This window comes from Nannocystis pusilla, from assembly GCF_020073745.1.
GTDB classification, from domain to species: domain Bacteria; phylum Myxococcota_A; class Polyangia; order Nannocystales; family Nannocystaceae; genus Nannocystis; species Nannocystis radixulma.
Genome location: NZ_JAIRAU010000001.1, coordinates 406404 through 421053, shown reverse-complemented (window position 1 = coordinate 421053; position 14650 = coordinate 406404). Strand labels below are relative to the sequence as shown.

General features: G+C 72.2%; 12 protein-coding genes. 8 read left to right on the top strand and 4 right to left on the bottom strand.

All coding sequences use genetic code 11. The features are described 5' to 3' along the window. Positions 1–15: 15 nt before the first annotated feature. On the bottom strand, positions 16–393 hold the full coding sequence (locus K7C98_RS01700; protein ID WP_224189716.1) for a hypothetical protein: 378 nt from the start codon (positions 391–393) through the stop codon (positions 16–18). Between the two features lie 120 nt (positions 394–513). Continuing rightward, positions 514–1002 carry a hypothetical protein gene (locus tag K7C98_RS01695; RefSeq protein WP_224189715.1) on the bottom strand — a complete coding sequence of 163 codons (489 nt, stop codon included), beginning with the start codon at positions 1000–1002 and terminating at the stop codon, positions 514–516. A gap of 181 nt (positions 1003–1183) precedes the next feature. On the opposite strand from K7C98_RS01695, the gene K7C98_RS01690 reads away from it, so the two are divergent. From K7C98_RS01690 to K7C98_RS01675, 4 genes are all read left to right on the top strand, one after another. Next, entirely contained in the window at positions 1184–4270 is a 3087-nt protein-coding gene (locus tag K7C98_RS01690; protein ID WP_224189714.1) for an MXAN_5808 family serine peptidase, read from the top strand. Between the two features lie 136 nt (positions 4271–4406). Continuing rightward, positions 4407–5573 carry a hypothetical protein gene (locus K7C98_RS01685; RefSeq protein ID WP_224189713.1) on the top strand — a complete coding sequence of 389 codons (1167 nt, stop codon included), beginning with the start codon at positions 4407–4409 and terminating at the stop codon, positions 5571–5573. A gap of 20 nt (positions 5574–5593) precedes the next feature. Continuing rightward, positions 5594–7174 (top strand): cysteine--tRNA ligase, encoded by a 1581-nt coding sequence (gene cysS, locus K7C98_RS01680; protein WP_224189712.1) that lies wholly within the window; start codon positions 5594–5596, stop codon positions 7172–7174. 74 nt (positions 7175–7248) lie between these two features. After that, positions 7249–8133, top strand: a complete 885-nt coding sequence (locus K7C98_RS01675; RefSeq protein WP_224189711.1) for an MBL fold metallo-hydrolase — start codon at positions 7249–7251, stop codon at positions 8131–8133. Positions 8134–8187: 54 nt separating this feature from the next. On the opposite strand, the gene moaB is transcribed toward K7C98_RS01675, so the two are convergent. Together moaB and K7C98_RS01665 are read right to left on the bottom strand one after the other, a co-directional pair. After that, positions 8188–8721 carry a molybdenum cofactor biosynthesis protein B gene (gene moaB / locus K7C98_RS01670; RefSeq protein WP_224189710.1) on the bottom strand — a complete coding sequence of 178 codons (534 nt, stop codon included), beginning with the start codon at positions 8719–8721 and terminating at the stop codon, positions 8188–8190. 13 nt (positions 8722–8734) lie between these two features. Further along, positions 8735–9589, bottom strand: a complete 855-nt coding sequence (locus K7C98_RS01665; RefSeq protein ID WP_224189709.1) for a hypothetical protein — start codon at positions 9587–9589, stop codon at positions 8735–8737. Between the two features lie 121 nt (positions 9590–9710). On the opposite strand from K7C98_RS01665, the gene K7C98_RS01660 reads away from it, so the two are divergent. From K7C98_RS01660 to K7C98_RS01645, 4 genes are read left to right on the top strand one after another with little or no spacing between them, the layout of a single operon-like run. Then, entirely contained in the window at positions 9711–10712 is a 1002-nt protein-coding gene (locus tag K7C98_RS01660) for a hypothetical protein (protein WP_224189708.1), read from the top strand. A gap of 22 nt (positions 10713–10734) precedes the next feature. Beyond that, positions 10735–12000, top strand: coding sequence for a DUF5924 family protein (locus K7C98_RS01655; RefSeq protein ID WP_224189707.1), 1266 nt, complete (start codon positions 10735–10737; stop codon positions 11998–12000). Beyond that, on the top strand, positions 11997–13283 hold the full coding sequence (aroA, locus tag K7C98_RS01650; RefSeq protein ID WP_224189706.1) for a 3-phosphoshikimate 1-carboxyvinyltransferase: 1287 nt from the start codon (positions 11997–11999) through the stop codon (positions 13281–13283). Before K7C98_RS01655 ends, aroA begins: the two co-directional genes overlap by 4 nt. Before the next feature lie 2 nt (positions 13284–13285). After that, a complete protein-coding gene (locus K7C98_RS01645; RefSeq protein WP_224189705.1) occupies positions 13286–14635 on the top strand; it encodes a class I SAM-dependent RNA methyltransferase in 1350 nt (449 codons plus the stop codon). Positions 14636–14650 lie beyond the last annotated feature (15 nt).

Here is a 14650-nt window from a genome sequence, read left to right as displayed (position 1 = left end):
ACGCGGCCGGTGGTCTCACGCCAGGCCCGCGGCGAGGGCCTCTTGCTCGAGCTCGACGAACTCGACGTTGCTCAGGCCGAACACGTCGGCGAGCTCGGCGAGCGCGAGGCGCTCGGGCAGGCTGGTGCGCCCGTCTTGGTGGACCAGGGCGATCGCGGTCTTGAGGAAGATCCGGCGCAGGTAGGTCTTGTCGAACACCTGCACCGCCTCGAACTTGCTGAAGCTGGTGCCCTTCAGGTCGTCCATCGTGATGGTCGCGCCGGCCTCGCGCAGGAATTCGGCGATGAGCGCCGCCTCCCGCGGGTCGATGCCGTCGACGCTGGCGAGGTGGTGCAGACCGCGGGCGAACACGTCGATCTCCTCGGGGGTCATGCTGCCTTGCTGGCTCTCCATGGCCGGCAATGGTACGGGCACGAACCCGCCGCCGCCAGCGTCGGCCGCAGATAGAAAACGCCCGCGGTCCACCTTGGACCGCGGGCGTCGCACGACTCGACGCCACCAAGCAAAGGACGTCTAGAGAACCTCGAATTCGCGGGTGAGCAGCAGTTGCGCGGGCTCGTCCCCCGCGAGGGTGAACACTTCGACCTTCCACCGGCCGCGCTCGTCGGGGTTCAGCGGATGGCTCGCCGCGAGCGCGAGCGTGGTGGTCGGCGCGAGGACGCCCGGGACCTCCTCGCGCGACTCCCCGTGGGTCCACACGAAGGTCACGGGGCGCGGCTCGAGCAGCCGGTCGGCGCGCAGGTGGAGGTGCACGGAGCCGGCGTCGGCGGGGAACTCGGCGGCGTCGACCAGCGGCCCGGCCGGCTGGGCCGCCAGCACGGCAGCCACCTGGACCGCCTGGCCGACCGCTCGCGCCGGCGTCGCCGCGAACGCGGCCTGCGAGGACGACAGATCGGCGCGGAGTTGCCCGTCCGGCAGGATGTGCTCCGGAGTGATGGGCGCGTCGACGCAACCGACCACGAGCACGGCCGCGACAAGAGAGAGCAGGTTCGTGGTGCGCAAGCAGAAAACTTGACATGCCTGTCCCGTGCCAGGGGGCATGATCAGTGTTTCAAGCGACTTGGCCCGCGGCGCGAGATCCGCTCGCGACGAAACTCATCATCGCCGCGACGATTCGTAGATTTGCGGCGCGGGCCCCCACATCGGCCATCGGCTGGGGCTGGCGACCGTTATGCTAGCGCCGATGGTCGCTCGTCGCCTCGCCGCGGGTCTCGCCTCCGTACTGCTCTGCGCGTGCTCCGCGAAGGAATCGGGCTCCGCTGCGGCCGCCGCTCGCCCCGCCGAAGAGGCGAACGCGCCCGAAGTCGACGTCGCCCAGCTCCAGCTCGACCGCCGCCGCTTCCCGCTGACCGTGTGGACCGCGTTCGTCGTGCAGCAGGAGTACTTCGACAAGGAGCGCTTCGACCCGCGCGAGCAGTTCACCGAGGCGCTGCGCCACCTCGGCCTCAACACCCCCGAGTTCTTCGCCGCCGTCGCCGGCGACACCGCCACCGTCACGGTCGCCGACTTCCGGCGCGAGTTCTCGCTGGCCGGCCTGAGCGACCTGGCGAGCGTCGCCGACCGCCTCGAGGAGGTGCTCGCGTTCGTGCAGGACAGCCTGCGCCTCGACGCCGAGGCCACGCACAAGGTCGAGTACGCCGCGATCAACGGCATGCTCGCGCCGCTCGACCCGCACACGATCCTCCTCACGCCCGAGGAGCACACCGACCTCGGCGTCAAGACGCGCGGCCAATTCGGCGGGATCGGGGCCGAGATCCGCGAGGACGAGCGGCGGATCCGGATCGTCAAGGTCCTGGCCAACAGCCCCGCCGCCGCGGCCGGGCTCAAGGACGGCGACCTCCTGCTGCAGATCGACAAGCAGAGCACCGTCAACCTGCGCTCGTCCGACGCGCAGCTGCTGCTGCGCGGCCCGGTCGACACCAAGGTCACGGTCAAGGTCCAGCGCGGCCAAGAGACGCTCACGCTGACGATCACCCGCAAGATCATCCGCGTCGACAGCGTCACGAGCGCGCTCCTGCCCGGCAAGATCGCCTACCTCGAGATCTCCACCTTCCAGGAGAACACCGGCGAGCAGGTGCGCAAGGCCATCGCCGAGCTCACGCCGAAGGGCGAGGCGCTGCGCGGGCTCGTGCTCGACCTGCGCGACAACAGCGGCGGCCTGCTGACCCAGGCGGTCGAGGTCGTCGACGCGCTGGTCGCCGAGGGCGAGCTCGTGATCGTGCGCTCGGCGATGGGCCGCGAGGCCGAGGACGCCGCGCCCGAGGTCAACCTCCCGGCCGACGCCGCCGTGGTCGCGCTGATCAACGAGGACTCCGCCTCGGCGGCGGAGATCGTCAGCGGCGGCGTCAAGGCGCTCGGCCGCGGCGTGGTGATCGGCCGCCCGAGCTTCGGCAAGGGCACCGTCCAGCTGCTCAAGCCGCAGAACTTCTACGGCCGCGAGCTCGCGCTGAAGATGACGATCGCCGAGTACCGCGTCGCCGGCGACACCAAGATCCAGACCGTCGGCGTGCGCCCCGACCTCGCGCTCTACCCGGTCGAGCTCAGCGACATCGTCGCCGTCGCCAACTACTTCGACACCGAGCGGTTCGAGCGCCGGCGCGAGTCGACCCAGGTCGCCCACCTGCCCTCGGCCAAGCACGAGGCCGCGTTCGCCGGCGAGGCCGCCGCCGCCGGCGAGCCGCGCCTGCGCTACTTCGCCGGCCGCCAGGGCACCCGGCTGCCGCGTCCGGCCGAGGGCCCGGCGGCGCTGGGCGACCCCGAGGTGGCGATCGCCCGCGACGTCGCCGACGCACTGGCTGGCCTTTCGGACAGCAAGCAACGCGCCGCCCGGCTCGCCGCGCTCACCGGCGAGATCGCCGCGCGCGAGGACCAGGCGATCGCCGCCGGCATCGCCGCCACCAAGATCGACTGGACCGGCGCGCTCGGGGCCAGCAGCGACCCCACGCTCGCGCTGCGCGCCCGCGTCGTCGACGACAAGAAGATCGCAGCCGGTCAGCCGTTCACGTTGCGCGTCGAGGTCACCAACACCGGCGCCGAGGCGGCCGAGCGCGTGCACGTGATCACCGACTGCCTGCGCGACGAGCTCGACGGCATCGAATTGCTGCTCGGGCGCATCGAGCCCGGCGCCACCGTCACCCGCGACGTCCGCCTCTACGTCATGGCCTGGCACACCGACCTCGTCGACACCTTGCGCGTCGACGTGCACGCCGGCGAGCCCGCGCCCGCGCCCGACGCGACGACCACCGTGCAGTTCGACATCGCCGGCCTGCCGCGGCCGCGCTTCGCCTACGACTACTGGATCGTCGACGACCCCGAATTGGCGGCCGCCGCCCCGCAGCGGCCGAAGTCGCCGCCGATCCCCGGCGAGCCGCCGTTCGCGGTCAAGGGCAACGGCGACGGCCTCCTCCAGCCCGGCGAACAGGTCTTGCTCGCGCTCGAGGTCCGCAACGACAGCGGCGCCGACAGCTCCGACGCGCGCGCCCTGATCCACAACCTCTCGGGCGCCCAGGTCCTGCTCGAGGAGGGCTTTTTGCAGCTCGGCAAGATCGCCGCCAGGGGCAGCGTGCGCGGCGCCTTCGGCCTCAGCGTCAGCGAGCAGGCCGACCCCGCCAAGCCGGTCGAGCTCGAGGTCATCGTCGCCGACGTCGTCGTCCGCGAGAGCGTGCGCCACAAGTTCGACGTCCCGCTCGGCCCGCCCGCGTCCGGCTTCGTCGCCGCGCCCGCGCGCGTCGTCGCGGGCGAGGAGCCGGTGCGCCTCTACAACGCCGCCGACAGCCACTCGCGGCAGTTGTCCGAGCTCGCCGGGGGCACCGCGCTCGACATCCTCGGCAGCGCCGGCGGATGGAGCGCCGTCGCGGCCGGCCCGGGGCGGCGCGCCTGGCTCCCGAGCGACCTGGTGAAGACCGGCGGACCCGCCGGCAAGGGGGCCGCCAAGTTGCCGGACCGCCCGGCGCTGTTGGTCCAGCCGCCCGTCATCGAGGTCGAGCCGGTCGCTCCGGTCGCCACCACCGACGCGGTGGAGATCCGCGGCACCGCGCGCCACGAGGGCCGGGTCCGCGACGTCGTCGTCGCCGTCAAACCGCCGGGCACCGCCCAGGTCGAGCGCAAGCTCGATTACCGGGCCAATCCCGCGCACCAGGGCGACGCCGCGCGACGCCTCGAGTTCTCCGCGCAGGTGCCGCTGGCTCCGGGCAGCAACCGGATCCTCATCACCGCCCGCGACGGCGACGACATCGAGGCGACCCGCGAGGTCTGGGTATTTCGTCCGTGACGGGGGAACCTCTCCCCACCGCTACAGTCCCAGGGGCGCAAGTGATATCGTCGCGGGCCCCCGGCCCCGGCTTCTCCGGCTCTGATCGTGCGAGGTTGTCGTGAGCGAAGCGACCGATCCAGCAGACGACTCTCCCATGGCCGATGCCCCGCGTCGGCGCCGCTCTCCCCTGATCGACGTCGCGGTGGTCGCGCTCGGCGGCTACATGCTCTTGTGGATGTTCGGCGACGTCCGCTACTTCCTCCAGGGCAGCGAGCCGCGCGACCTCGGCGACGCCGCCACCTTCGTCGAGAAGGGCCTGGCCGAGGACCTCGACGACACCTTCGTCGTCCTCCGCGGCACCCCCGACGTCCAGCACGCCGCGCGCCTCCGCATCGAGCCCAAGGGCGGCGGCGGCGGGCGCACGATCGGCTACCTGCGCATCATCGAGGGCGGCGGCAGCCTGTTCGCCGCCATCCCGCGGACCACCGAGGCCGCCCCGCAGCAGTTCGAGGGCGTGTTCGAGGGCCGCATGCGCCGGCTGTCGGAGTCGCCCAACTTCCCCGCCATCCAGCAGCACTTCGACGGCGAGCGCATCGTCGAGGAGCGCGACGCCACCCCGCAGGCGCTGCTCGACGCGCTCGGCAAGCGCCAGGGCGACGGCCTCACCGTCGTCGACACCGCCGGCCAGAGCATCACGCTCGGCACCAAGGCCAGCGTCACCCTGGTGGTCGAGCAGCCCGACGTGCAGATCCAGCTCGGGCACCGCAGCTTCGACTCGGCCGAGGCCGCGGAGGCCGCCGTCGCCGCGCTCGGCTTCCCGTACCACGCCCCGCGCGAGCAGAGCAGCACCCGCTTCTACAGCTTCTACGTGCGTCTCCCGCCCGGCGAGCGTGAGTCGGCGCAGGCCAAGCTGTCGGTCGTGGCGATCATCCCGCCCGACGCCAAGCCGGCCGACCCGAGCGTCGGCGCCGCGATCTTGCCGTGGATCACCAGCTATCCGGTGGCCGCGAGCGACATCACGGCCGAGGGCGGCAAGTTCAGCTTCGTCCCCGGCGACAACGCCAAGCCCGGCTTCCTCGTGCAGGACGGCAAGCTGGTGCCGCGGCCGCTGCAGGGCGGGCGGCTCGTGCTCGATCCCGGCGAGGTCCGGGCCGTGCGCCTCGACCGGCCCGTGGTCGTCGACCCCGCCGGCTATGTGATCGACGTCGGCGTCCGCCCGCGCGACCGCTGGCTCGAGGTTGCGATGTGGTGCCTGGTGCTGCTGGTCGTCGGCTGGAACATCACCAGCCTGGTCGCCGGGTGGCGCGCGCGCCGGGCATGAGGCACACTGCCTCGCCCGAGATGAGTACGACGCCGACGCTGCTTCTTTACGACACCATGAGCGGGGCCAAGCGCCCGCTCGAGCCGATCGAGCCGGGACACATCGGTCTCTACCTGTGTGGCCCCACCGTCTACGATCTGAGCCACGTCGGCCACGCCCGCTCCGCCATCGTCGCCGACACCGTCGTGCGGTTCTTGCGGGAGCAGGACCTGCGCGTCACCTTCGTCCGCAACGTCACCGACATCGACGACAAGATCATCCGGCGCGCGCAGCTGGAGGGCATCAGCGCCGGCGAGGTCGCCGCCAAGTACACGGCGGCCTACCACGAGGACCTCGACTCGCTCGGCTGCCTCCGCCCCGACGTCGAGCCGCGCGTCACTGGCACGATCCCCGAGATCGTCGCCCTCATCGAGCGGCTGGTCGCCAACGGCCTGGCCTATGAGTCAGGTGGCGACGTGTACTTCCGCGTCGCCGCGTACCCGGCCTACGGCGCGCTGAGCAAGCGCAGCCTCGACGACATGCAGGCCGGCGCGCGGGTCGAGGTCAGCGAGCTCAAGGAGAACCCGCTCGACTTCGCGCTGTGGAAGGCGGAGAAGCCCGGCGAGCCGGCGTGGCCGAGCCCGTGGGGGTCCGGGCGGCCGGGCTGGCACATCGAGTGCTCGGCGATGAGCAAGGTCCACCTCGGCGAGACCTTCGACCTCCACGCCGGCGGCCGCGATCTCATCTTCCCCCACCACGAGAACGAGATCGCCCAGTCGCAGGGCGCGTGCGGGGCCGGCACCTTCGCCCGCCACTGGATGCACAACGGCTTCGTCGACTTCGCCGGCGAGAAGATGTCGAAGAGCCTCGGCAACTTCTTCACCATCCGCGAGGTCACCGCGCTCTACCCGCCGGAGGCCGTGCGGTGGTTCCTGCTCGGGGTCCACTACCGCTCCGGCATCAACTTCGACGTCGAGGTCCCGTGCCCCGCCTGCGCGGTCCCGCTCGACGCCGAGCAGCAGCAGGCCAAGGCCTGCCCCGCGTGCGGCGCCGAACTCGACCGCAACAAGCTGCGCGCCCACGTCCGCTTCCCCGGCCTGGAAGAGGCCGACGAGCGGGTCGCCTACATCTACGACACCCTCGCCCGCGCCCGCCGCGCCCTCACCGAGTCCGAGGATTCGCCCGAGAACACCGTTTCCGCGGCGGTCGGCGGCATGCTCGCCGCGTTCACCGCGGCCCTGCGCGACGACCTCAACACCGCCGCGGCGGTCGCCTGTCTGAGCGAGCCCCTGCGCGAGATCAACCGCCTGCTCGAGGCGAAGAAGAAGGGCGGAGCTGCCGGCCGCACGGCCACCCTGCGCCGCTTCCTCACCGACTTCCCGGCGGTGTCGCGCATGCTCGGGCTGTTCGCCGCCGACCCGGAGACCTGGCTGCTGGAACGGCGGGCCCGCAAGGCCGCGCGGCTCGGGCTCGACGTGGCCGATGTCGAGCGGAAGGTCGCCCTCCGCGACGAGGCGCGGGCCAAAAAAGACTGGAAAGAGGCGGACCGCCTGCGAGCTGAGTTAAGCTCGATCGGGGTCCTGGTCCGGGACGGCGTCGACCGCTCCACCTGGTCCCTCTGAGCCCGTCCTCGCGGCCCCGCGGCCCGAGGGCTTGCATCGCCGCATCCGAGCGCTTCACTTCATCCGACAAGGTCGTGTCCGCCAGCCGTCAAACCATCACGCTGCGCCTGTTCGGGGCGGGCGGCGCGTTCTCTCGCCGCTACGGGACGACCTGCTCGATGGTCACCCTCCGCGACGGCAAGCGCTGGCTGATCGACTGCGGGCGCCAGGCGCCCGACCAGCTGCACGCGGCCGGCTACGCCTGGCACGACATCCACGGCCAGATCATCACCCACTGCCACGGCGACCACGTCTTCGGCCTCGAGGACTTCGCGTTCGTCCGCTACTTCGAGACCCACGACGAGGTCATGGCCTCGAGCCGGGGCGGCCCGCTGCCGAAGTACATCTCGCACAGCGCCGTGCGCGACGAGGTGTGGGAGACGCTGGCGCCCTCGCTGCGCTACCTGCAGGACGGCCGCGGCAACCTGCGCGCCGGCACGCTGCAGCACTTCTTCGACGTCATCGAGCCGGCCGCCACCGAGGCGCCGCGCAAGAACCCGTGGAACCACTCCGAGACCTTCGAGGTCGACGGCCTGCGCGTGGTCACCCGCGAGAACGAGCACGTGCCGGGCAAGCCGTCGTGCGCGCTCGAGCTGAACGTCGGCGACGACGTCGACCCGAAGAACCCGCGGATCGCCTGGTGGTCCGGCGACGGCACCGTCGACGCCGCGTTCCTCCACAGCATCGAGCCGCGCACCAGCATCTACTTCCACGACTGCACCTTCATCGACTACCCCGGCCAGGTCCACGGCTTCTTCGACAAGCTCGAGGCGCTGCCCGAGGCGGTCCGGCGCAAGCTCGTGATCATGCACCACGAGGACAACCTCGAGCTGTACCGCAGCCGCGTCGAGGTGGCCGGCTTCCGGATCGCCCTGCCCGGCCACGTCTACGACCTGATCGGCGGCCAGCAGCTCGTGTAGCTGTTCAAAGGAGCATGCCGGAAACGGCATGTCCTCGAGAGCATGCCCGAAAGTTCATCCCTCGCGCTCGCCGCGGATCCGCGGCAGCAGCTCGACGAAGTTGCACGGCCGGTGGCGGTGGTCGAGCTGCTGCAGGAGGATCTTGTCGAACGCGGTGCGCACCGCCCCGGTCGAGCCGGGCAGCAGGAACACGTAGGTCGTGCCGCACAGGGCCGCCTCGGCGCGGCTCTGGATCGTCGACGTCCCGATCTCCGAGAAGCTGATCCAGCGGAACAGCTCGCCGAAGCCGGGGATCGGCTTGGTCACCAGCGGCGCGAGCGCCTCGGGGGTGACGTCGCGCGGCGTCACCCCGGTGCCGCCGGTGGTGATGATGACCTCGACCTCGGGGTCGTCGATCCACGACTGCAGGGCCGCTCGGATGGCGTTGCGGTCGTCGCGGACGATCGCGCGCCGGATCACGCGGTGGCCGGCCTCGACCAGGCGGTCGACGGCGAGGCGGCCGGAGGTGTCGGTCTCGAGCGTGCGGGTGTCGGAGACCGTCAGCACGCCGACGTGCACGGGGATGAATTCGCGGGCCGGGCTGGTCATGGCGGTGTCTCTTCTAGAACCCCTGGATCTCCGGCGCCACCACGAATTCGAGCTCGCGGATCGCGGCCGGTTCGCCGAACGTGTTGAGCTGGATGTGGACGGTGCCCGGCTGGCCGGTGAGGGTCTGTGGGTCGGCGATCGCGTCGGGCACGATGATGGCGATGTACATGTGCTCGAGCGTGTCCATGCCGTCGTTCAGCGGGTAGAAGCCGACCGAGTAGTTGTTGAGGCGGGCGAAGTGGCCGCCGAAGCCGACGTTGTGGCCGTCGATGTCGACCCACATGTCGACGTTCGGCATCCTCGGGTTGTCCCAGTCGTTGGGGTCCTCGGTGATGACGAAGTTCTTGCCGCGCAGCGCGAACGGCAGCATCAGCAGGCCCTGGCCGCCGCGGACCACCGTCATCGTCCCGCCGTCCTCGAGCTTGCGGTAGACCGGCGGCAGGAACGGGTCGATCGGGTCGAACACCGCCTCGCCGATCTCGAACTCGACATCGGACACGATCCCCTCGTCGTCGCACGCGGCGATGTCGGGGAACGCCGCGGCGAAGTTGCGCAGCTGCGCGTCGCACAGCGCCAGGCACTCGGCCGCCGCCGTCTCGTCGCCCTGCCAGCAGCTGCCGTTCGCGCCGTGGGTGGCGTCGGCCTCCGCGCCGGCCTCGCCGTCGATCTCCTTGAGGCACGCCACGTAGCGCAGGCACACCTCGGGGACGTCGCCGTCGGTCGTCGCCTCGCTGGTGTGCGTGTCGCTGCCGGCCGTCGCCTCGGTCTCGTTGTAGACGCGGAGCTCGCACGCGCCTCCAACCAGCGCGATCCCGGCGGCCAGCGCGATCCCGGGGACCCGCGCAAGAATCGGCGGGATAGTTGTCATTCGCCGGCATGCGGGCATAAGCCAGTTCATGGGCGTGATGGTGCGACAGCCGCGGAGCGGCGGCAACACACATCGGCGGCCGCGCTCGGCCGGCGCGGATTTTCGCTATGATGGCGCCGCCTTGCTCGCCGCCGGTCGTCGCCGTCGTACCACCGCCTCGCTGCGCGCCGCGCTGGCGTTCGCGCTCGGCCTCGCGAGCGGCTGTTACAGCAACGAGTACCTCGACGGCCTGTGCGCCAACACCGGCGTCTGCCCCGACCCGCCGCCCGAGAGCCCGGTCGCGTTCCGGATCACCTCGCTCGAGCTCGTCGACCCGCACACGTACACCTTCGACACCGTCCTCGGCGTGTGCACCGACTCGACCGCCACGCTCAACGGCTTCATCGCCCAGAGCGTCGCCAACTACGACGTCAGCAACGCGCTCGTCCTGCGCCCGCTCGACCCCGAGAGCGCGGTCGTCAAGCTGCAGTACGTGTCGGCGCTGTGCATCGCCGGCGAGCCGACCAATTGCACCGACCGCATGGTGCCCACCACCCACACCGTCGACGTCGACGCGTTCAACCGCGACGCCGGCAGCTGCGGCACGGCCGCGCCCAACTCGCTCAACCCCGGCTACGACGCCCCGCAGCGGGCGCTCGCCCCGTGCATCGTCAGCGAAACGATCCCAGGCACGCCCCTGCGCCTGGCCGCGCAGACCGGCATGCAGCCGCTCGACCTCGCCCTCGTCGAGGTCGAGATCGCCGCCGCCTACGCGCTCGACGACGAGCCGCAGAGGCTCGTCACCGGCTCGCTGCGCGGCTTCTTGCCGGCGGCCACGGCGATGCTGTCGGCCGGTCAGGCCAACGGCATCAGCTTCGTCCCGTGGAACGTGCTCGCCGGCGGCGCCGGCTGTCAGGTCGACGCGATGAACACCATCAGCGACATCGACAACCACGGCGTCTACGGCCAGGGCGTGTGGATGAACTTCAACTTCACCGCCGAGCGCGTGCAGTGGGCCACTGACCGCCCCGAGCCCATGGCCGAGACCGGCGGCGACAGCGAGACCGACGCCACCGGCACCACCGCCGTGACCACCGGCGCGACCGGCGACGCCTCGTCGACGACGGTTGGCTTCGGCGCCTGAATCGCGCATCCTCACAGGCCGGATGGCCGAGACGCCGCACGAACCGCCGCCCCAGCCGAGCGACACGAGTCCGACTCCGCCGACCCTGGGGCCGACCGGCACGCCGCCGACCGGCACGCCGATCGCCGCCGCCCCGACCGAGTCGCTGAGCCCCGAGCTGCAGGTCGCCGCGGCCGAACTGGCGCAGGTCGGCGAGGACGCCGGCGAGGTCGCAGATGTCCCGAAGGACATGTCCGCCGGCGACATCGCCACCGTCAAGCGCTTCGCCAAGATCCGCGGCTTCTTCGCCAAGCACGGCCACCTGCTGTGGTGGCTGCACTCGGCCTACGCCATGACCTTCGGCGCCTTCGTCATGATGTACGCCGCCGAGGGCTACGACCGCGCGCGCTGGATGGTCGTGCTGCTGTGCGCCGGCTGGCTGGTGATCGTCATGTTCTTCCGCCACTTCGGCCAGGGCCGCGGGCAGAAGGACAAGGTCACCGACGCCAAGTCGAAGCTGCGCTTCTACGTGATGACCACGGCGCTGAAGAACCTCTACCAGAGCATGCTGTTCTTCCTGGTGCCCTTCTACTGGAAGGCCGCCACGCTCGACGCCGACAACCGCTTCTTCCTCTACCTGCTCGGCCTGCTCGCGCTGCTGTCGACCGTCGACGTCGTGTTCGACCAGGTCCTGATGCGCTACAAGGCCCCGGCCTCGGTCGTCTACCTGTTCATCCTGTTCGCCTGCCTCAACCTGGTGTTGCCGGCGATCTTCCCCGACACGCGCACGCTGATCACCCTGCTCGCCGCGGCCGCGCTGGCGACCCTGGTGTTCTTCACCATGCACGTGCCGTTCAAGAACCTGCTGCGGCCGCCGTGGTTCCTCGCGCTGCTCGCCTCGGTCGGCGCGGCGATGTTCTTGGCCTACGCCGGCCGGCGCGGCATCCCGCCGGTGCCGATGTACGTCTCGGTCGGGGCCGTCGGGCCCACGCTCCTGCCCGACGGCCGCCTCAGCATGCACGTCAGCGCGCTGCACGAGTCGCTCATCCAGGAGATGCACGCGCTCACCGACGTCGTCACGCCCGGCGGGCGCGGCGACAACCTGCTCCACGTCTGGCGCCACCGCGGCCTCGAGGTCCAGCGCGGCGCCAGCGAGCCGGCCGTCGACCCGCCGCCCGGCAGCGTGCGCCTGCGCTCCACGCTGCGCTCGTTCCACATCCCGTCCGACCGCACCGGCCCGTGGAGCATCGACGTCGTCACCGAAGACGACCAGTTGGTCGGCCGCGTCGAATTCGAGGTCATACAATGACGAGCGAGATCCGCGTCCGCCCCCCGCCCGGCCCGATCGTGGCCGCCCTCACCCCGCCCGGCTCGAAGAGCCTGACCAACCGCGCGCTTGTCCTTGCGGCCATGTCCGACGGGACATCCACGCTGCGCGGCTGCCTCGACTCCGAGGACACCCAGGTCATGCGCGCCGCGCTGGCCCGCTGCGGCGTCGCCTGCGAGGCCAGCGAGGACGCCACCGAGGTGCGCGTCATCGGCGTCGGCGGCCCGCTGCCGCGGGTCGACGAGCCGGAGCGGCCGATCGACGTCGCCACCGCCGGGACCGCCGCGCGCTTCCTCGCCGCGCTGTTCGCCGCCTCGCCGATCGCCTGCGTCGTCGACGGCAGCGCGCGCATGCGCGAGCGGCCGATGGAGGGCCTGCTGCAGGCCCTGCGGGCCCAGGGCGCCGACATCCGCTGCCGCGGCGCCGACGACATGTTGCCGTGCGAGATCCACGGCGCCCAGCTGCGCGGCGGCGAGATCCGCCTCGCTCGCCCGCCGAGCTCGCAGTTCATCTCCGCGCTGCTGCTCGCCGCCCCGCTCGCGCGCGAGCCGATGCGCGTCGTCCTCGAGCAGGGCACCCCGGCGCGGCCCTACGTCGACATGACCCTCGCCTGCCTGCGCGACTTCGGGGCCGACGCCCGCTGGCTCGAGCAAGATGTCCTTCAGGTCAGCCCGGCCACCCTGCGCGGGCGCGACTACCAGGTCGAGCCCGACGCCTCGGCCGCGACCTACTTGCTGTCGCTGGCGGCGATCTACGGCGGCGAGGTGCGCGTGCCCGGCCTCGGCCGCACCAGCCAGCAGGGCGACGCCCGCTTCTGCGACGTGCTCGGGCGCATGGGCGCGAACGTGCTGCAGGGCCCGGAGATCACCATCGTCCGCGGGACAGGTGCGCTGCACGGCGTCGACCTCGACCTGTCCGACATGCCCGACACCACCCTGACCGCCGCCGCGCTGGCGCTCCACGCCGCCGGGCCGACGCGGATCCGCGGGGTCGACGTGCTCCGCCACCACGAGAGCGACCGGATCGCGGCCGCCGCCAGCGAGCTGCGCAAGCTCGGCGCCGAGGTCGTCGAGCACGAGGACGGGCTCGACATCACCCCGCCGGCGCAGATCGTCCAGGGCGCGGCGATCGACACCTACCGCGACCACCGCGTCGCCATGGCCTTCAGCCTGGCCGGTCACGTCACGATCCGCGACCCCGGCTGCGTCGGCAAGACCTTCCCGAAGTTCTTCGAGGTCCTCGCCGGCCTCGGCATGGTCGAGTGACGGTGCGCGCCGGCGACCTCCTCAGCCTCGACCTCGACGTCCTCGGACCCGAGGGCGAGGGCGTGTCCGAACAGACAGGTACCTTCGTACATGTCGCCGGGGGCTACCCGGGCGAGCGCGTCGAGGTCCGGGTCGAGCACGCCTCGCGCCAGGCCCCGCGGGCGCACGCGCGGCTCGCGTCGCTGCTGCAGCCTCACCCGGGGCGCCGGCCCCCGCCGTGCCCGCACAGCGACGCCGGCGCGGCCCCGCGGGCGCACGCGTGCTCGGGCTGCCCGCTGCAGGCGCTCGACCTCGCCGTCCAGCGCGAGCTCAAGCGCGCCGCGCTGGTCCGCCGCCACGGCCTCGACCCCGGCCCGCTGGTCGCCGGCCCCGACGAGTGGGGCTACCGCTGGTCGAGCAAGCGCGTCGTCACCGGCACTTCAGGACATGTCCTCGTGGGCAGCTACCACCGCGGCTCGCACACCCCCGCGGCGATGGACGACTGCCGCGTCGACCACCCGGCCATCGCCGCGGCCGCGCGCGAGCTGCAGGCCGCCGCCTCGGCCCTGGAGATCGCGCCCTACGACGAGGCCGCCGGCGCCGGCGACCTGCGCTACGCCTGGTTCAAGACCGACGGCCGCGACGTCCTGCTCACCCTCGTCACCGCCGCCCGCCCGAGCCGCGCCGCCGAGCTCCTGCCGACCCAGCTGCGGCTCCCCAGCGGGATCGCCTGGAGCGTGCAGGGCGGCCGCGGCAACGCCGTGCGCGGCGAACCGCCGGTCCTGCTGCGCGGCTCGCCTGTCCTTACGGTCAGCCTCTCCGGCGTCCCGGTCGAGGTCGGCCCGCTCGGGTTCCTCCAGCCCAACCCGCGCGTCGCCGAGCTCGCCTATCGCGACCTCGTCGCCGACGAGGGCGGCGCCGCGCACCGCGGCGCCCTGGCCTTCGACCTCTACGCCGGCGCCGGGGTGACCACCGCGCTGCTGCGCCGCGGGTTCGCCGAGGTCGCCCCGTGCGAGGTCTATCCCGAGAGCGCCGCCGCCCTCGGCGTGCCCGCCGAGCCCGCCGAGGTGTTCCTCGCCCGCCAGCGGGCGGCCGGGCGCGCCCCGGAGCTCGTCGTCTGCAACCCGCCGCGCGGCGGCATGGGCCCGGCCGTGTGCGCCGAGCTCGTCGCCCTCGCCGCCCCGCGCCTGCAGATCATGAGCTGCAGCGCCGACGCCCTCGTCCGCGACCTCGCGGTGCTGCAGGCCGGCGGCTACGTCCTCCGCCGCCTGCGCGCCTACGACACCCTGCCGCACACCCCGCACCTCGAGCTCGTCGCTTGGCTGTCCCTTGAGACAGCCACTTCAGAACATGCCCCTTCAGGCATGTCCTGAAGGGCAGTCATCGTC